Below are 17,940 nucleotides of genomic sequence, written 5' to 3' on the forward strand. Positions count from 1 at the left end.
GCATGGCTTCTCCTGCGATCAGCTAGTCGTATCCGCTATTTGCGCCGGGCCCGGAAAAACTCTTCCCCGCCCGGCTTTTTTCCGCCCGCCACCGCCGCAGCGGGTATGTGGTACATTCGCCCGCCTATGACTCCACTGAAATACCTCAGCGCCTATTCCGAGCAGACGCGCGCCCAGGTCGCGCAGCTGATCGCCGACGGCAAGCTGGCCGCCGTGCTGCGCCAGCGCTATCCGCACGCGCACGCGATCCGCACCGACAAGGCGCTGTTCGACTACGTGCAGGACCTGAAGTCGGAATTCCTGCGCCACGCCGAGCCGATCAGCAAGGTCGCGTTCGACAACAAGATACAGGTAATCCAGCATGCGCTCGGACTGCACACGTCAATCTCGCGGGTGCAGGGTAGCAAGCTCAAAGCCAAGCACGAGATCCGCATCGCCACCGTCTTCAAAACCGTGCCGCTCGAAATGCTGCGCATGATCGCCGTGCATGAACTGGCGCACGTGAAGGAAAAGCAGCATGACAGGGCGTTCTACAAGCTGTGCTGCCATATGGAACCGCAATATCACCAGTACGAATTCGACCTGCGCCTGGCCCTCACCGTGCTTGACACGTCGGGCGAACGCCTGTGGAGCTGACAGCATTTGTATCCTGTTTGCAACATTGATTGAAATTTGACAATCCCGGCGGTCCGTCGTGTATACAATGGCTAGTCCGGCGGTATTATTTTCGTGTCCCCACGCAATGTGCACGACCATCCCGTCAAAATTCTAAAACAACACCTCCGCGCCGCTTGCATGACCGCTGCGCGCGGGCGCATGTTGTCCCCCCACCTGGCCTGATGAGAACATTTCAATGCACGTGAAGCAACCGGCATACCTCCCCATGACTGCCAGCGCCGGGCGTCAGCGGCCAGTTCTGCGTTTCGGCGCGGCCCTGATCGGCCTGGCCTGCGCGGCGTACGCCCACGCCGACGACCTGGCGAGGCCGGCCTGGTCGTTCAGCGGCTTTGGCAGCGCCGGCGTGGCCTACTCGAACCATGCCCACGGTGACTACATCACCTCAGCACTGAAACCCGACGGCGTCGGCGCGAGCGGGAGCTGGAGCACCAGTCTCGACAGCCGGCTCGGCGCGCAACTCAAATACACGGCAAACGACAAGTGGTCGGCCGTGGTGCAGGCCGTTACCGAACAACGCCTCGACAACAGCTACCGGCCGGTCATCGAATGGGCCAACGTCAAGTACCAGGCCACTCCCGACCTGGCGCTGCGGGTCGGGCGCATCGCGCTGCCGATGTTCCTGGCGGCCGACTACCGCAAGGTCGGCTACGCCTTGCCTTGGGCGCGCACGCCGGTGGAAGTGTATGGTGTCATTCCGCTCACCAGCAGCGACGGCATCGACGCGACTTACCGCTTCAACCAGGGCGCGGTCAAAAACGTCACCCAGGCGTTTTTCGGCCGGACCCGTCTGGCGCTGCCGGCCGGCGGCGCCATCGAGGCGAAGCGGCTGGCCGGGTTTGCCAACACCACCGAGTACGGCGCCGCCAGCGTGCGCCTGAGCATGCTGCGCACCGATCTGTCGATCGACATCCTGCGCGATCTGTTCGACGGCCTGCGCCAGTTCGGACCGCAAGGCGTCGCCCTGGCCGAGCGTTACGCGCTCGACAACAAGCAGGTGACCGCGCTGAGCATCGGCGTTAACTACGATCCGGGCCGCTGGTTCGTCATGAGCGAACTGGGGCGCATGCGCACACGCTCGCTGCTCGGCGACACGACCGGGCTGTACGCTACCGCCGGCTACCGCTTGGGCGAATTCACGCCCTACGTCGCCTACGCGCGCGTGAAGGCCGACAGCGCCACCACCGAGCGTGGCCTCGATTTGTCGCGCTTGCCGCCGGCCGCGGCGCGCGCCGGCGCCATCCTCAACGGCAGCCTGAACGCGCTGCTAACGACGGTTCCAGCGCAGCGCACGATCAGCATCGGCGCGCGCTGGGACTGTGCCACCGACGTCGCCCTCAAGCTTCAGCTCGATCGCGCGACCCCACAAGACGGCTCGCGCGGCACCTTCACCAATATCCAGCCGAGCTTTCGCTCCGGCAGCGCCGTGAACGTCGCGAGCGCGGTGCTCGACTTTGTTTTCTAAGAGGGCGCCGATGAAATTTTCTTCCCTGCGTCACCTGCTGTTTCCTGTCATGCTGGCCGTGCTCGCCCCTGGTGCCAACGCCGGCGAACTGGTCGTGATCGTCTCGGCCAAGAGTCCGGTGGCCGCGCTGCGCGCCGACCAGGTCGCCGATATCTTTCTCGGCCAGGTCGGCCGCTTCCCCGAGGGCGGCGAGGCCGTCGCACTCGACCAGGGCATCGGCTCGGCCCAGCGCGACGAATTCTACGTCAAGGTGGCAGCGAAGACGCCGGCGCTGGTGAAGGCATACTGGAGCAAGATGATCTTCACCGGCCGCGGCCAACCGCCGCGCGAAGCGCCGAACACCGCGGCAATTCGCAAGCTGGTGGCCGAGAATCCGTCGCTAATCGGTTACATCGAACGCTCCGCACTGGACGCGTCGGTTAAACCGGTGCTGATGCTGCACTAGTCGACGCATGCAAACGGCCAAATCGATGAGCGCCGTCACCACCACCGCCCCAGCGCTTGCCTCGACCCTGCTGCGACGCTGGCTCGGCCGCGGCCTGGAGACTCACATCTCGCTGCCGCTGTTCGCATTGCTATTGTTGGCAGCGATCTGGATGGTTACCATCCATTTCGTTCGCATCGAGCACGGTGCCGCCCAGAGCGCGGCGCGCGATTCGGTGCGCGAACAGATCGATACCTATGAAGCCCAGCTGGCTCGCAATCTGGGCGGCATCGACCAGACGCTGAAGTTACTCAAGTACGTTGTCGAACTGAAAGGGGCCAGCGCGGCCCTGCCCACTCTGAACGAAAAAGGCTTGCTGCCGTCCGGCCTGGTGTTTGTCGTCGCCATCGTCGACCGCGACGGCATGGTGGTGGCCAGCAATCCGCCAGCGCCGCTGGCCAACATTTCCGGCCACAGCTTTTTCAGGCCCCACCGCAACAGCGACAGCGACACCGTATTTGTCAGCGAGACGCTGCGCGACGCCGGCAAGAACGAGGCGCACATGCATTTCACGCGCCGCCTCAACGACGCCGACGGACGCTTCGCCGGCGTCGTCATCGTTCAAGCCGACCCGGCCTACTTCACCAGCGGTTACGAGCGGTCGCGGCAAGGCGAGCGCGGCGCGCTTGGCATGATCGGCGCCGATGGCGTGGTACGCGCGATGCGCAGCGGCGACACGGTCAGTTGGGGCCAGATGATCAGACTGAGTCCGGTCGAAGGCGCTGCCGCGCCAGTGGCCAGCCCCTGGGACGGCGTGTTGCGCCACACCAGCGTGCGACCGTTGCACGGCTTTCCATTGAGCGCAATGGTCGCGCTTGACCGTGACGAACAGGCCGCCCCGTTCGACACGCGCGGGCGCACCTATTTGTGGGGAGCGGCCGTCGCCAGCGTCCTGCTTGTGCTGATCGTTACGCTGGTGTGCGTGTGGTCATGGCAACTGACGCGCACCCAGCGCCACAGCAGACGCGCCCAGGAGACCTTTGCCGCCGCGTCCGAGGCGAGCCTGGATGCGTTCTTCGTCATGCGCAGCGTGTGCGACGGCGGCGGCGCGATCGTCGACTTCACCATCGAGGCGATCAACGGCCGCGCCGAGCTCCTGACCGGCCGCAGCCGCAAATCGCTGATCGGCACCACCATCCTCGCGCTGATGCCTAGCTACCGCCACAATGGCATTTTCGACGAGATGGTCGATGTCGTTCGCTCAGGCGGCATGCGCGAAGCCGAGTGGCGCGGCGAGACGGCGCGCACCGACAAACTGTGGATGCACCGCCAGGTGGTCGCGGTGGAAAACGGCGTAGTGGCGATCGTGCGCGACATTACTGAACGCAAGCTGGCCGAGCAGCGCATTTACCATATGGCCCACCACGACGAGCTGACGGGTTTGCCCAACCGCAGCCTGATCCGCGACCGCCTCGACCAGGCTATCCTGCACGCCAATCGCACGAGCCGTTGCGTGGTGGTCGCCTTCATTGACCTCGACAGCTTCAAGCTGGTCAACGATGGCCTCGGCCACACTGCGGGAGACGAACTGCTGCAAGTTGTCGGCGCCCGCATGCAAGGCTGCCTAAGCGCCGACGACACGGTCGGCCGGTTCGGCGGCGACGAGTTCGTTATCATTCTCGCTGACCTCGGCGAAGACGCGCTGGCGATCGTGCCGGTGCTTGAGAAGATCCGACAGGCGGTGACGCGCCCGCTGCAGCTCGGCGGTCAGGAAGTGCAAGTATCGTGCAGCATGGGCGTGGTGATGTATCCGCGCGACGGCCAGGACCCGAACACGCTGATGATGAACGCCGACGCCGCCATGTACCGCGCCAAGGAAACGGGCAATAACCGCTTCCTGTTCTACACGCGAGAAATGAACGCCAGCGTGGAAGATAAGCTGCTGCTGCTCGAAGGACTGCGCAACGCTGTCGAGCAACAGCAATTTAGTCTGCTGTACCAGCCGAAGGTTGATCTGCGCAGCGGCCGCATTTTCGGCGTCGAGGCGCTGATCCGCTGGCATCACCCGGAACACGGAATGATCTCGCCGTTGCGCTTCATCGGCCTGGCCGAGGAAAGCGGCCTGATCGTCGCCATCGGCGACTGGGTGCTGCGCACCGCCTGCCGCCAGAACATGGCGTGGCGCGCAGCCGGGCTGGCACCGATCAGCATGTCGGTCAACGTCTCGCCGCGCCAATTCGAGGAGCTGCGCCTGGTCGAGCGGGTCGCCCTTGCCTTAGAGGACAGCAAGCTGCCAGCCGATGCGCTCGAACTGGAAGTGACCGAAAGTCTGATTATGCGCGACCTGGCGCAGTCGGTCGGCAAGATGGGCGAACTGAAGGCGATGGGCATTTCGCTGTCGATCGACGATTTTGGCACAGGTTATTCGAGCCTGTCGGCGCTCAAGTCGTTCCCGATCAGCAGCCTGAAGATCGACAAATCGTTCGTCAGTGAATTGGCCGACAATCTAGACGACCAGGCCATCGCGATGGCGGTTATATCGCTCGGCCACAAGCTGAACCTGCGCGTCATCGCCGAAGGCGTCGAGACCGAGCAGCAGCGCGACTTCTTGCGCAGCAACGACTGCGACGAGATGCAGGGCTACCTGTTCAGCCGCCCACTGCCTCCAGACGAAGTAGCGACGTTGCTGCAGGCGCAGGGTTGGCCAGCCATCAATACGCCGGTTACACTGGATGCTTGCGATGTCGCTGCGCACTGATCTGACGCGCCTGTTCATCGGCGAAGACCGCCAGTTGCAGCGTTTGCTCGCCTACTGGGCAGCAACCTGCGCCTTCTACGCGGTATGCATGGTCTTGATGCTGTTGCAGATCCAGAACGGCACCGCTGACCGCGCGGCGGCCACGGCGCTGATCTGGTTCGGCTCCACCAGCGTAGTGGCATGTTATCTGCTCATCCGCGCCAGCAAGGCGTTGCGCGTCCCGCCGGCGCGACTCGCGGTGCTGCAGGCGTTCGTCGCGCTCGGCTGCAACGTCGCCGCGTACGCCATATCGGGCCCGATCCGCGGCGCCTCGCTGATGGTGCTGTTGGTAGTGCTCGTGTTCTGCACGTTTTCGCTGCGCCCGCGCCAGACGCTGGCGCTGTGCGCCAGCACCATCTGCGCACTCGGCATCACGATTGCCTGGATGGTGATCCACGACCCGCTGCGCTATCCGGCCAGCATCGAAGTGATTCACTTCGGGCTGGCCGCGTCGTCGCTGCTGGCGGTGGCGCTGCTGACCGGCGAAATGAGCAAGCTCAGGTCGGGCCTGAAGCGGCAAAAGGAAGAACTGCTCGTTGCGGTGGCGACGATCCGCACCCTCGCCACGGTCGACGAACTGACGTCGCTGGCGAACCGGCGCCACATGAACGAGGTGCTCGGCGCCGAAGAGCGGCGCGAACGCGGCGGCGGAGAGCCGGTCTGCATCGCCCTGCTCGACATCGATTTTTTCAAGAGCGTCAACGACCGTTACGGCCACGCCGGCGGCGACGCGGTGCTGCGCACCTTCGCCGCTACCGCGCGCGAAGCGCTGCGCGGCGGCGACGTGCTGGCGCGCTGGGGCGGCGAAGAGTTCTTGCTGCTGCTGCCAAATACCGCGCTGGCCGAGGCCACGCCGGTGCTGGACCGGATGGCCGAGCGCGTGCGCGCGATGCGCATCGGCGAACTCGATCGCGAACTGACGGTGACGTTTTCGGCCGGCCTGGCCGAGCGCCACGGCGACGAACCGTTCGCCGACACCATCTCGCGCGCCGACCGCGCGCTGTACATCGCCAAGGCGTCGGGGCGCAACCAGGTGATCCCGATCGAGACCCCGGCCGCCTGAAAAACCGGTGTCAGGTCTGACATTCGGACATTTTCCAGCTGAAATGTCCGAATGTCAGACCTGACACCTGCTGTTAGCTCGCTTGCAGGCGCCGCACGATCGCTTCCGGCGTGGACTCGACCAGCATCAGGGCGGCATGCTCGGCGCGCACGAAGCCTTCGGCCCGCAGGTGGCCGATGAAGCCGACCAGCCCATCGTAGAAGCCGTTCACGTTGAGCACGCCGACCGGCTTGGCGTGGATGCCGAGCTGGGACCAGGTCAGCATCTCGAACAGTTCTTCCAGCGTGCCCATCCCGCCCGGCATGGCGATGAAGCCGTCCGACAGCTCCGACATCATCGCTTTGCGCTCGTGCATGTCCTTGACGACGAACAGACGCGTCAGGCCGGTGTGGCCGACCTCGCGTTCGACCAGCGCGCGCGGAATCACTCCGGTCGCTTCGCCGCCGAGGCGCAGCACTTCGTCGGCCAGCACCCCCATCAGGCCGACGTTGCCGCCGCCGTAGACCAGGCCGATGTTATGCGACACCAGCACCTGCGCCAGCGCGCGGGCGGTGTCGGCGTACAGCGGGTCGGCGCCAGGCGAGGCGCCGCAATATACACAGATCGACTTCATCGTTTCCCTATCCGTTGTCCAGCTGCGCCCTGGCCGCCTCGACTTCGAGGCGCTCCTTGGCGTCTTGCGGCGCCAGCGCCGCCGCGTCCTTGAGCAGCCTGGCCGCTTGATCCATTTTCTTGCGCCCTTCCAGCAGCATCAGCGCGTTGGCGTATTCGATGCGGGCCGCGGCCGACGCCGGATTGAGCGCCAGCGCCTGCTGGAATGCGCGGTAGCATTCGTCCTTGCGGGCGCCGTAGGTCAGGCCGCCGATCATGGCGCCGACGCTGCCGATGATCTCGGCGTGATAGGCGCCCAGCGCGGTATGCGCATCGGCGTGGCCGGGCGCGAGCGCGATGGTGCGGTCCAGGCAGTTGCGCACCTTGGTGCCGATGCCGTGGGTGAGCGCCTTGACGATCGAGATGCGCTGGAAGTAGCGCCCCATCGCATACGCCTGCCAGTAGTAGCCGGCCGGTTTGTCGGGCTGCTCGGCCTGGTGGCGCTCGCAGCGCTCGGCCACTTCCTCGAACAGCGCCAGCTGCTTCTTTTCGCTCGGCTCGAGGTAGTTGGCGTGGGTGCAGGTGGCCTTGTGGGCGACCGAGTAGCCGTCGATGCCGGCCGACAGGCCAAGGCGCATCGCCTGTTCGAACTGGCCGCCGTGGAAGGCGATCCAGGCGTCCACCAGCACCGCCTTGACGGGAAACGGCTCGGCGTCGCCGACATGCAGGCGGCTCCATGCCGCCTTCAACGACACGGCGTCGTGGACGTAGGCGTCATCAGGGTGCGGAAATGCGGTCCATGCCATGGCGGTCTCCTTGGGTCACTTCAGTTTTTTCAGGTATTCCTGCGACAGCTTCTCGAACAGCGTGTGGGTGTCGCCGCGCAGGTACGGGCCGACCAGCGAGAGCACCTGGAAGCAGCCGCGCGCGAGCGCATCGGCCATCGCCTGCTGCTCGGTGTAGTTGCGCGGGTTGCGCACGTATTCGTACGACAGCCAGTAGGTCGCCACCACCACCATGTTGGTGGCCATCGCGTCGATCTGGGCGTCGGACGCTTCCAGCGACTGCTCGGTGCGCAGGTCGAGGCACAGCTGCTTGGCGACCTTGATCTTGTGCGCCAAAATCAGCTTGAAGTGCAGTTCGAGCTTGCGGTTGCGCGACAACAGGTCGTTCAGGTCGCGGTAGAAAAAGCGGTAGCGCCAGATCAGCTCGAACATCAGGTGCAGGTACAGCCAGACGTCCTCGATGTTCGAGCGGCGCCCTTCCGGCACCGTCAGGATGCGTTCGATCTCGGCTTCGAACTTGACGAAGATCGAGTTGACGATGTCGTCCTTGTTGCGGAAGTGATAGTACAGGTTGCCCGGCGAGATATTCATCTCTTCGGCAATGACCGTGGTCGTGATGTTCGGCTCGCCAAACTCGTTAAACAGCCGCAACGACAATTCGAGGATGCGTTCGCGGGTGCGGCGTGGAGCTTTCTGGAGCATGGCGGGCGACGTGGGTTTTTACTCCCCAAAGCATAACACCGAATGGGCGCCAAACTAAGCGGCGCGGCGCGCCTGCACCGCGAAACCTTCACGCACCGCGGCGCGCAGTTCGGCGCCATCCCACGGCTTTGGAAAGCAGCGGTCGATGTCGCCGCGCTCGATCGCCAACGTCACCGCGGCCGAATCGGCCAGCGCGGTGAGCATGATGCGGTAGCAGTGAGGACGCAGCTGGCGCGCGCGCTCGAAGAACGCGGTGCCGCTCATCAGCGGCATGCACTGGTCGCAGGCGACCACCTGCACCGAGCCGCCGGCGACCAGGGCGATGGCGTCGGCCGCGTTCGAGGCCGACACGATCGTGTAGCCGTCCTGCGCCAGGAAGTCGCGCAGGATCTCGACCATGAAGGGGTCGTCGTCGACGATCAGCAAGGTGCCGGCGGCCGGCGCGTCAAGGGGAAACGGCGCTACCAACGGCACGAGAAACGGCCCCAGCTCGCCGACAAACTGCTCCGGCTCGATCGGCTTGCCGATGTAGCCGTCGAAGCCGGCGGCGAGCAGGCGCTCGCGGTCGCCCAGCATGGCCAGCGCCGTCACCGCCAGCACCGGCGTGCGGCGCAGTTGCGGGTCGGCCTTGAGCTGCGCGACCACGCCGTAGCCATCGAGCTTGGGCAGGTGGACGTCGCATAAAATCAGGTCGGGCAATTCGGCTTGCGCCAGCCGCACCCCCGACTCGCCATCGAAGGCCATCAGCGGCGTGTGGCCGAAGGCGCTCAGCAGATAGGACATCAACTCCATGTTGGTGGGGTTGTCTTCGATGATAAGAATGCGCGCCACGGGGATCCTGGAACTGGGAACGGACCTTCAGCTTACCTGCGCAGCTGCGGTCTTGTCTACGCCGCCGTGACGATCTCGCGCATCACCATCGCCAGCACGCGGCGGTTGCGTCCCAGCGCGACGTGGCCGACGCCGCCCAATTCGACATTGCGCGCCCCTTCCAGCCGGCTCGACGTCTGCGGCGAGATGATGTTGTCGTGGTGGGTGTAGATCGACGTGATCAGCGCGCGGGTGGCATCGCTTTCGCTGGCGGCGAGCTGGCACAGCCAGTCGTTTTCGGTGCCTTCGGCAGCGCTGGCGCGGCGCATCTGCGCGGCGTTCTGGCCAAGCCCGAAACTGGCCAGGCAGGTGCCGTGGTGCGGCGTGCCGAGCGTGATGACGCGCGCCACCCGCGCGGCGCCGTGGCGGCGCATCCACGCGCGCGCGACCAGGCCGCCCATGCTGTGGGCGACGATCACCAGCTGCGGCGCGCCGGTGCGCTCGCACAGCTGTTCGACGGCGCGCTGCACCAGCGGCGCGTAGTCGTCGATGGCGCCGGCGATCGGCTCGAGGTCGAGCGTGGCGTAGCTGATGCGGGCGGCGTCGAGGCGCGGCGCCAGCGCGCTCCAGTAGCCGCTGTTGCAGCCGTAACCGTGCAGCATCAGCACCGGCGGCGCGGTCGATTCGGCGAACACCACTTCGCGCGCCAGCGCGCGCGGCATGGTCCACGACGACTGCAGCATCGACGCGGTGAATTCTTCGCCGAACAGCCGCAGCCACCCGCGGCCGCCGAGCCGGAAGCGCTGTGGCGTGGCGCTGGCCGAGCGGCTGGCGAGGCGGAAGTTGTTGGCGTTGATCAGCAAGCGCACCAGCAGGACGGCGGCAAGGCCGGCGGCCAGGCCCGCCCAGCGGTTCCAGCCAAGCCAGCTGACCGCGGCCGCGCCGATGCCGAGTGCGGCCACGACCTGCACCAGCAGCAGCAACCGCAGCAGCGAACGGGCGCGCATGGCCTAGGCCTTGGCGAGGACCCGCGCCAGCGCGTCGGCCAACCGCGCCGTGACGGCATAGATGGTCAGCTGCGGATTGGCGCCGATCGACGTCGGAAACAGCGAGCCGTCGTGCACCGACAGGTTGCGCACGCCGTGGTAGGATCCGTCGGGGCCGGTGACGCCCAGGCGCGGGTCGGGCGACATGCCGCAGCCGCCCATCACGTGGGCCGACACCAGGCGCGTGACGTGGCTGCGGTACGGCAGACCGGCGATGCCCTGTTTCGCCGCGGTCCAGCTGGTGTAGTTGGCGGCCATCTCGTGCATCGGCTGCACCGATGTGGCGCCGGCGGCGAACTGGACTTCGGCCATCGACAACATCGCCCGGCGAACGCCGTCCCACACGTAGGGCGTGACCGGATAGTCGAGCACCGGCGCGCCGTCGGCCTGCAAGGCGACGCTGCCGCCGGCCGATTCTGCGTGAAAGCCGTCGCGCAGCAGCGCCAGCAAGGCATGCACGTGCGGGAACTGCTGCATCATCTGCGCGTGCGCCTGGCCGAAGCCGGCCAGGGTGGTGGCCAGCAGCAGCGGGTGCAGCGGCGGCGCTTCGAGCTTGTAGCCGATGGCGCCGCCGAGCGGCACGCTGTCGAGAAAATGGTCCGAATAGATCGTCTGCGGCGCGCCGGCGTAGCCGTCGACGCGCTGCTTGAAGACGGCGCCCGACACCGCCGTCGGGTGCAGGAAGGTGCGCCGGCCGAGCAGGCCGTGCGGATCGGGCGCCCTGGAACGCAGCAGCAAGCCGGGCGAATTGATGGCGCCGCCGGCGACGACGAAGTGGCGCGCGCGCAGCACGACGGTGTGGCCGGTCGGCGCCAGGCCGTCGGCGCCGAGCGCGCTGCACACCAGGTGATCGACGGCGTCGCCGCGAAACACCAGCCGTTCGGCGCGCATGCGGGTGATCAGGGTGGCCTTGTGGTCCAGCGCCGACGGGATGGTGGTCACCAGCATCGACTGCTTGGCGTTGGTCGGGCAGCCCATGCCGCAGTAACCGAGGTTCCAGCAGCCCTTGACGTTGCGCCGGATCGCGCCGGTGGCGATGCCCAGCTTTGCGGCGCCGCGCCGCAGCAGGTCGTTGTTTTCGTTGGGTGGCGTCAGCGACGGCGCGACACCGAGGCGCTCTTCCATGCGGGCAAACCACGGCGCCAGCACGGCGCTGGAGTAATCGGCCAGGCCGAAATGCTGCTGCCAGTGGGCCAGCGTGGCGTCGGGCGTGCGAAAGCTCGACGTCCAGTTGACGGTAGTCGAGCCGCCGACGGTGCGCCCCTGCAGGATGTTGATCGCCTTGTCGCGCGTCTTGCGCGCGGCCGACTCCTGGTACAGCGCCGGATAGGCGTCCGCTTCGCGCATCTTGAAGTCGCTGGAGGACTTCAGCGCGCCCTCCTCGACGATGACCACTTTGAGGCCCGCCTGCGCGAGGATCTCGGCGCTGACGCCACCGCCGGCGCCGCTGCCGACGATGACGACGTCGGCCTCGATGGTGCGGCCGGCCGCGAGCCGCGCGCCGTCGATGACGTCCCAGCCGCGCGCCAGGCCGGCCTGGATCGGATCGGCAATCGGGCTGCTCATGCGCTCAATTCCTTCAGCGGGCCGGGGTAGCCGATCGCGGGCCACGCCGACGGGTCGGCGTACCAGGCGCCGAGCACCAGGTCGTGCAGCGCGTGGTAGGCCACCTGCAGCGTGGCGAAGCGGTGCGCGCGCCAGTCCTGCAGGAAGGCGTCGACCTGCGCCGCGCTGGCGTCGGACCAGCTGACCGGCACGCCGGCCAGCAAGCGGCGCGCCGGCCCCAGCGCCAGAAGGCCAAACAGATCCTGGATCTCTTGTTGGGTGGCGAGCGGCAGGCCGAGAATGGCCTGGTGTACGCTTTCAGTGGCAAGCGGGATGGCGGCTCGGCGCTCGGCGTCGCCCGGCGGCAGCGCGCCGGCCAGCATCGCCGGCACGATGGCGTCGATGGCAGCGCGCGCTTCGCCGTCGAGCACGAAGCGGTGCGGCTGCCTGGTCGCCAGCCGGGAGATGCCGCCGCCGGCGGCCAGCGCCAGCGCCGCCACCGCACCGATTGTCAGGAAACGCCTGCGCGATAGCGCCATGTCGATCTTCTCATGATGTCGTTCCTGCCAGTGTACGCGAAAGGCCGCAGGCATCTACCGTTTGGCGACCTTCAAGATATGGCTGGCGATGCCGCGCAGGATATTGACTTCCTCGGTTTCGAGCTCGGTGCGGGCGAACAGGCGCTTCAGGCGCGGCATCAGCTTTTTCGGATTGTCGGCGTCGAGGAAGTCGATCGCCACCAGCGCCTGCTCGAGGTGCGCATACATGCCGTCGACCTGGGCGCGGCTGGCGGCGTCGCCGTGAAAGCCCACCACGCTGGCGGGCGCCGCGTCGCTGTCGGCGGCGACGCGGCACTCGTAGGCGAGCACCTGCGCGGCCTGCGCCAGGTTCAGCGACGAGTAGGCCGGGTTGGCCGGGATGTTGATCAGCACATTGCACTGTTCGACGATCTGGTTCGGCAGGCCGAAACGCTCGTTGCCGAAAATGAGGGCGGTGGTGAGGGCGCCCTCGCCGTCGGTGTGGCCGGCGATGTGGCCGGCGAACGAGCGCGGCGTCCACACCGGCGGCGAAAATTCGCGCAGCCGCGCCGACACCGCAGCGGCGAAATTGCAGCCTTCGAGCGCCTCGGCGATGTCGGCGACGATGCGCGCCCCTTCCAGCACATCCTGGGCGCCGCTGGCAAAGGCGATCGCCTCGGGGTCCTGCAAGGCGTCCGGAAAGCGCGGATTGACCAGCACCAGGTCGGAAAAACCCATCGTCTTGATGGCGCGCGCGACGGCGCCGATATTGCCGGCGCGGCTAGTTTCGACCAGCACGAAACGCAGGCGATTGAAAACAGAGATGTTGGTTTCGGGCTGGTTCATTTAAAATAGCGCTATCGCGCAGTTCGATTACGTTAACAAGCTGGCCACACTGGCCCGCGAATTCTAACCATTTCGGCGCTGCCCCGCTCTTTAATTCACTCTTGCTCATTATCGTTCCCGGCGCTTGCCAGCGCGGTGGCGTTAGCGTTCTTACAACGGAAAAGACCATCATGCATCCAATGCTCAACACGGCGATCAAGGCCGCCCGCCGCGCCGCCACCGTGATCAACCGCGCCGCTTTCGACGTCGACCGCATCGCGATCACCGAAAAACAACACAACGATTTCGTCACCGATGTCGACCAGGCGGCCGAGCAGGCCATCGTCGAGACGCTGCTCAAGGCGTATCCCGACCATGCGATCCTGGCCGAGGAATCGGGCGCTTCCGCCAACATGAACGACGAGAGTGAATTCGCGTGGATCATCGACCCGATCGATGGCACCACCAACTTCATGCACGGCTATCCCAACTATTGCGTATCGATCGCGCTGCAGCAGCGCGGCATCATCACGCAGGCCGTCATCTACGACCCGGTCCGTAACGACCTGTACACCGCGTCGAAAGGCGCCGGCGCTTTCCTCAACGAAAAACGCATCCGCGTCACCAAGCACGACCGGCTGACCAATACCTTGCTGGCCGCCGGCCACGGCGCCGGCCCGCGCGCGCTCGACGAATACCTGCGCATGTACCAGGTCATGGCCGAGCGCTGCCAGGGCATCCGCAGCGCCGGTTCGGCCGCGCTGGAACTGGCGAACGTGGCGGCCGGGCGCAGCGACGGCTTCTTCGAAAAGGGCCTCAAGCCATGGGACATGGCGGCCGGCTCGCTCTTGGTGACCGAAGCGGGCGGCATTTGCGGCGAATTTAGCGGCGAATCGAAATACCTGAACAAGGGCGACATCATCGCCGCCAGCCCGAAGGTATTCGGTCAGATGATCACCCTGCTGTCGCCTTTCGCGTAATGGCGTAAAATACGGGCAAGCATCGCTACGGGGCTAGCGCAGTCAACTGCCCGCCCCGGCTGCCCGCATCGCTGGCTCGACAAGCCGGGCGATGATTACTATAATGCAATATCAGCGGCAACGTATCCAGTGTGTCTGCCGCCTTGATTTCCTAATCTGATTGCCTGCCACTGGCGCCTCCAAGTTGTGGCGACGGGCCGATCTCACCATAAAGTTACCCATGTCCTTTTCCCAACTCGGCCTGTCCGATGCCATTGTTCGCGCTGTTACCGAGCACGGCTATACCGTCCCGACCCCGATCCAGACCCAGGCGATCCCTGCAGTGCTGGCCGGCGGCGACCTGCTGGCTGGCGCGCAGACCGGCACCGGCAAGACCGCCGGCTTCACCTTGCCGATCCTGAACCGCCTGTCAACCGACAAGATCGGCGCCGCGCTGACGAGCAAGACGTCGACCCGCGCCGTGCGCGCCCTGATCCTGACCCCGACGCGCGAACTTGCCGCGCAGGTCGAGGAAAGCGTGCGCACCTACGGCAAGTACACCCACCTCAATTCGACCGTCATTTTCGGCGGCGTCGGCATCAACCCACAGATCAAGCAGCTCAAGCATGGCGTCGACATCCTGGTGGCAACGCCTGGCCGATTGCTCGACCACATGGAACAGCGCACCGTCGACCTGTCGAAAGTCGAAATCCTGATTCTCGACGAAGCCGACCGCATGCTCGACATGGGTTTCATCCGCGACATCAAGAAAGTGCTGGCAGTGCTGCCGCCGAAGCGCCAGAACCTGCTGTTCTCGGCCACGTTCTCGGAAGAGATCAAGGCGCTGGCCGACGGCTTGCTGAACAAGCCGGCGATGATCGAAGTGGCGCGCCGCAATTCGACCGTCGAAGTGATCCAGCAGAAGATCCACCCGGTCGACCGCGACAAGAAGCACCAGATGCTGGCGCACCTGATCAAGACCAACAACTGGACGCAAGTACTGGTGTTCATGCGCACCAAGCACGGCGCCAACAAGCTCGTCGAGCAACTGAATGGCGACGGCATTGGCGCGATGGCGATCCACGGCAACAAGAGCCAGTCGGCGCGCACCAAGGCGCTGTCGGAGTTCAAGGATGGCGCGCTGCAAGTGCTGGTGGCCACCGACATCGCCGCGCGCGGCATCGACATCGACCAGTTGCCGCACGTTGTGAACTACGACCTGCCGAACATTCCGGAAGACTATGTGCACCGGATCGGCCGTACCGGCCGTGCCGGCGCGACCGGTGAAGCGGTGTCGCTGGTCTGCGTGGACGAGCATGAAATGTTGAAAGACATCGAAAAGCTCATCAAACAGACCCTGCCGCGCGAGGTCATCGCCGGCTTCGAGCCGGATCCGACTGCGCGCGCGCAGGCGATCCAGCTGCGCAGCGGCGCGCCAGGGCACGGCGGACGCGGCGGTCGCTCCGGCGGCCAGGTCGTCAAAGTCGGCGGCGGCGGCGGCCGCAGCACGGCCAAGCCGCGCAGTGCCGGCGGCCCTGCGGCCCCAGGCGGCGGCGGCGGACGCGGTCCGCGTCCTGCGGCGCCGCACCGTTCGGGCGGCCGCGGTCGTTAAGTCACACAAGAAACCGGGTTCGCCCGGTTTTTTTACGCCCGGAAATTCGCTGCAATGCTGGGGTCAGGTCTGACATTCGGACAAATCCGTGGGGTCAGGTCTGACATTCGGACATTTTCGTGACGTTTTATTGCTCGCCTAACAAACAAGAAGTGCGGTTCCAGCCAGCGAGCAACATTCACTTCACCGCTTAGTACGATTGCCAGGCCTGGACTCGATGAAATGTCCGAATGTCAGACCTGACCCCAGCTTTTTGTCCGAATGTCAGACCTGACCCCAGCTTTAAAAGTAATGGTTGACTACGCAAGCAATTGGGATATAGTTGCTGACTCAAGCATATATGCAGTATCGATAAAGGATATCCGGATGACCCGCTCGACCACCACCGATTTCTGCCTGCGCATGGCCCGGGCCCACGCGGCAATGATTCGCCGCTTCGATAGCTCGCTCGGCAGCGTGCACGGCATCAGCTTCGGCGACTTCCAGCTGCTCGACCACCTCAGCCGCGCCGCCGGCGGCCGTCTGCGCCGCGTCGACCTGGCCGAGCGTCTCGGCTTGACGGCCTCGGGCGTCACGCGCGCGCTGCTTCCGCTCGAGAAGATCGGCCTGGTCGTGCGCGAGACCGATCCGCGCGACGCCCGCGTCGGCTATGCAGCCATCACGGCGGTCGGCAAGGAACTGGTGGTCAACGCCACCGCCACCACCAACCTGATCAGCGGCGACTTGCTGCAAGGTGTCGCGGCAACCGAGCTCGACGCGATGTCCGCGCTGCTCGGCCAGCTGGCCGGCATCAACGCCTCGAACGCCTGACCGGATCAACCATGCGCCCCGCCGACCCCGCCCGCGCCGCCCTGCTGCGCGACACGAACTTCCGCTGGCTGATGGCCGGCGGCACGATCTCGATGCTGGGCGACCAGTTCACCTTGATCGCGCTGCCATGGCTGGTATTGCAGATGACCGGCGATCCGCTCGCGCTCGGCCTGGTGCTGGCCGTGATGGGCGTGCCGCGCGCCATCTTCATCCTCGTCGGCGGCGCCCTGGTGGACCGCCATTCGCCCAAGCGCGTGATGATGCTGACCAAGTACGCCAACGCATTCCTGCTCGGCCTGCTGTCGCTGCTGGTGCTGAGCGACCAGGTCAGCATGCCGATCGTCTACGCGCTGGCGCTTGGCATCGGCCTGGCGTCGGCCTTCAGCATCCCGGCCGGCACGGCGATGCTGCCAAGCGTGGTCGCCCCCGAACAGTTGCACCTGGCGAACGGCATCATGATGAGCACACGGGTGCTGACCTCGCTGGCCGGCCCCTTGCTGGCCGGCGTGCTGATCGCCTTTTCCGGCCACGATGCCAGCGCCATCGCCGACAGCCGCGGCCTCGGCATTGCCTTCGCGCTCGATGCGCTGACCTTTGCCGCCACCATCTGGACGCTGCACAAAGTCAGGATGCACGCCGGCGCCGTGCGCGCCGCGCCCGAGCGCGTGCTGCGTGCCGTCGCCAGCGGCATCGCCATGGTCTGGCGCGACCAGGAAATGCGCGCCGCCTTCCTGTATTGGGGCGCGATCTCGCTGGTGGTCGGCGGCGCCATGCAGGTGGCGATGCCGGTGCTGGCCAGCAGCCGGCTCGGCGGCGCGGCCGCGCTCGGCCTGGTCATGGGCGGCCACGCGGCCGGCAACCTGCTGGGCATGACCTTGTCGTCGCTCAAGAGCGACCTGCGCATCGGCACGCTCGGCACGACCTTGCTGGCAGCGGACGCGGCCGGCGGCCTGGTGCTGATGCTGATGGGTGGCGTCGACACGGCCTGGCAAGCGGCGGCGCTGATGCTGCTGCTCGGCGCCCTGAGCGGCTTCATGCAGGTGGCGGTGTTTACGTGGATCCAGCGGCGCGTGCCGCGCGACATGCTGGGCCGTACGATGAGCATCTTCATGTTCATCCTGCTGGGACTGGCGCCGCTGGCCGCGTCCGTCACCGGCTGGCTGATGCAGTACCTGAGCCTGGCGCAACTGTTCATCGGCGCCGGCGCCTTCTTGCTCGTCGGCGCGGTCTGCGCGTTCGCGCTGACACCGATGCGCGTGATGAACGATGCGAAATCGGCTACGATACCGGGTTCTCCGCCTTGACCTGTTAAA

At 66.0% G+C, this 17,940-nt stretch carries 17 protein-coding genes; 9 read left to right on the forward strand and 8 right to left on the reverse strand.

The annotated features are described in order from the left end of the window. Window positions 1–126: 126 nt before the first annotated feature. The 5 genes from CR105_RS16425 (at window position 127) to CR105_RS16445 (ending at window position 6,424) form a co-directional block, all read left to right on the forward strand. Window positions 127–636, forward strand: a complete 510-nt coding sequence (locus CR105_RS16425; protein ID WP_099790097.1) for a YgjP-like metallopeptidase domain-containing protein — start codon at window positions 127–129, stop codon at window positions 634–636. Window positions 637–883: 247 nt separating this feature from the next. Continuing rightward, entirely contained in the window at window positions 884–2,140 is a 1,257-nt protein-coding gene (locus CR105_RS16430) for a porin (RefSeq protein WP_099790099.1), read from the forward strand. A gap of 10 nt (window positions 2,141–2,150) precedes the next feature. Then, on the forward strand, window positions 2,151–2,585 hold the full coding sequence (locus tag CR105_RS16435) for a type 2 periplasmic-binding domain-containing protein (protein WP_099790101.1): 435 nt from the start codon (window positions 2,151–2,153) through the stop codon (window positions 2,583–2,585). Window positions 2,586–2,592: 7 nt separating this feature from the next. Continuing rightward, entirely contained in the window at window positions 2,593–5,322 is a 2,730-nt protein-coding gene (locus tag CR105_RS16440) for a bifunctional diguanylate cyclase/phosphodiesterase (RefSeq protein WP_229413973.1), read from the forward strand. After that, window positions 5,306–6,424: a diguanylate cyclase gene (locus tag CR105_RS16445; protein ID WP_099790263.1), complete on the forward strand. Its 1,119-nt coding sequence runs from the start codon at window positions 5,306–5,308 to the stop codon at window positions 6,422–6,424. The genes CR105_RS16440 and CR105_RS16445 overlap by 17 nt, the downstream gene beginning before the upstream one ends. A 73-nt stretch (window positions 6,425–6,497) precedes the next feature. On the opposite strand, the gene CR105_RS16450 is transcribed toward CR105_RS16445, so the two are convergent. The 8 genes from CR105_RS16450 to CR105_RS16485 are packed head-to-tail and all read right to left on the reverse strand — an operon-like array spanning window position 6,498 to window position 13,267. After that, entirely contained in the window at window positions 6,498–7,037 is a 540-nt protein-coding gene (locus CR105_RS16450; protein WP_099790103.1) for an LOG family protein, read from the reverse strand. A 7-nt stretch (window positions 7,038–7,044) separates the two neighbouring features. Beyond that, the gene (locus CR105_RS16455) at window positions 7,045–7,821 is read right to left on the reverse strand and encodes a tetratricopeptide repeat protein (protein WP_099790105.1); all 777 of its coding nucleotides are present in this window, start codon (window positions 7,819–7,821) and stop codon (window positions 7,045–7,047) included. A 15-nt stretch (window positions 7,822–7,836) separates the two neighbouring features. Next, the gene (locus CR105_RS16460; protein ID WP_099790107.1) at window positions 7,837–8,502 is read right to left on the reverse strand and encodes a TetR/AcrR family transcriptional regulator; all 666 of its coding nucleotides are present in this window, start codon (window positions 8,500–8,502) and stop codon (window positions 7,837–7,839) included. A gap of 54 nt (window positions 8,503–8,556) precedes the next feature. After that, window positions 8,557–9,333 carry a response regulator gene (locus CR105_RS16465; protein WP_229413974.1) on the reverse strand — a complete coding sequence of 259 codons (777 nt, stop codon included), beginning with the start codon at window positions 9,331–9,333 and terminating at the stop codon, window positions 8,557–8,559. Window positions 9,334–9,389: 56 nt separating this feature from the next. Continuing rightward, window positions 9,390–10,319, reverse strand: coding sequence for an esterase/lipase family protein (locus tag CR105_RS16470; protein ID WP_099790111.1), 930 nt, complete (start codon window positions 10,317–10,319; stop codon window positions 9,390–9,392). A gap of 3 nt (window positions 10,320–10,322) precedes the next feature. Next, window positions 10,323–11,924 (reverse strand): GMC family oxidoreductase, encoded by a 1,602-nt coding sequence (locus CR105_RS16475; RefSeq protein WP_099790113.1) that lies wholly within the window; start codon window positions 11,922–11,924, stop codon window positions 10,323–10,325. Further along, window positions 11,921–12,442: a hypothetical protein gene (locus tag CR105_RS16480; RefSeq protein WP_099790265.1), complete on the reverse strand. Its 522-nt coding sequence runs from the start codon at window positions 12,440–12,442 to the stop codon at window positions 11,921–11,923. Before CR105_RS16480 ends, CR105_RS16475 begins: the two co-directional genes overlap by 4 nt. A gap of 54 nt (window positions 12,443–12,496) precedes the next feature. After that, on the reverse strand, window positions 12,497–13,267 hold the full coding sequence (locus CR105_RS16485; RefSeq protein WP_099790115.1) for an RNA methyltransferase: 771 nt from the start codon (window positions 13,265–13,267) through the stop codon (window positions 12,497–12,499). Between the two features lie 179 nt (window positions 13,268–13,446). On the opposite strand from CR105_RS16485, the gene CR105_RS16490 reads away from it, so the two are divergent. From CR105_RS16490 to CR105_RS16505, 4 genes are all read left to right on the forward strand, one after another. After that, window positions 13,447–14,226 carry an inositol monophosphatase family protein gene (locus CR105_RS16490; RefSeq protein WP_099790117.1) on the forward strand — a complete coding sequence of 260 codons (780 nt, stop codon included), beginning with the start codon at window positions 13,447–13,449 and terminating at the stop codon, window positions 14,224–14,226. Between the two features lie 220 nt (window positions 14,227–14,446). Next, window positions 14,447–15,817, forward strand: a complete 1,371-nt coding sequence (locus CR105_RS16495; protein WP_099790119.1) for a DEAD/DEAH box helicase — start codon at window positions 14,447–14,449, stop codon at window positions 15,815–15,817. A 366-nt stretch (window positions 15,818–16,183) separates the two neighbouring features. Continuing rightward, window positions 16,184–16,627 (forward strand): MarR family winged helix-turn-helix transcriptional regulator, encoded by a 444-nt coding sequence (locus tag CR105_RS16500; RefSeq protein ID WP_099790121.1) that lies wholly within the window; start codon window positions 16,184–16,186, stop codon window positions 16,625–16,627. A gap of 11 nt (window positions 16,628–16,638) precedes the next feature. Continuing rightward, window positions 16,639–17,931 carry an MFS transporter gene (locus CR105_RS16505; protein ID WP_099790123.1) on the forward strand — a complete coding sequence of 431 codons (1,293 nt, stop codon included), beginning with the start codon at window positions 16,639–16,641 and terminating at the stop codon, window positions 17,929–17,931. Window positions 17,932–17,940: the final 9 nt, after the last annotated feature.

Origin of the sequence: Massilia eurypsychrophila (assembly GCF_002760655.1) — a bacterium.
GTDB lineage: Bacteria > Pseudomonadota > Gammaproteobacteria > Burkholderiales > Burkholderiaceae_D > JAFCUW01.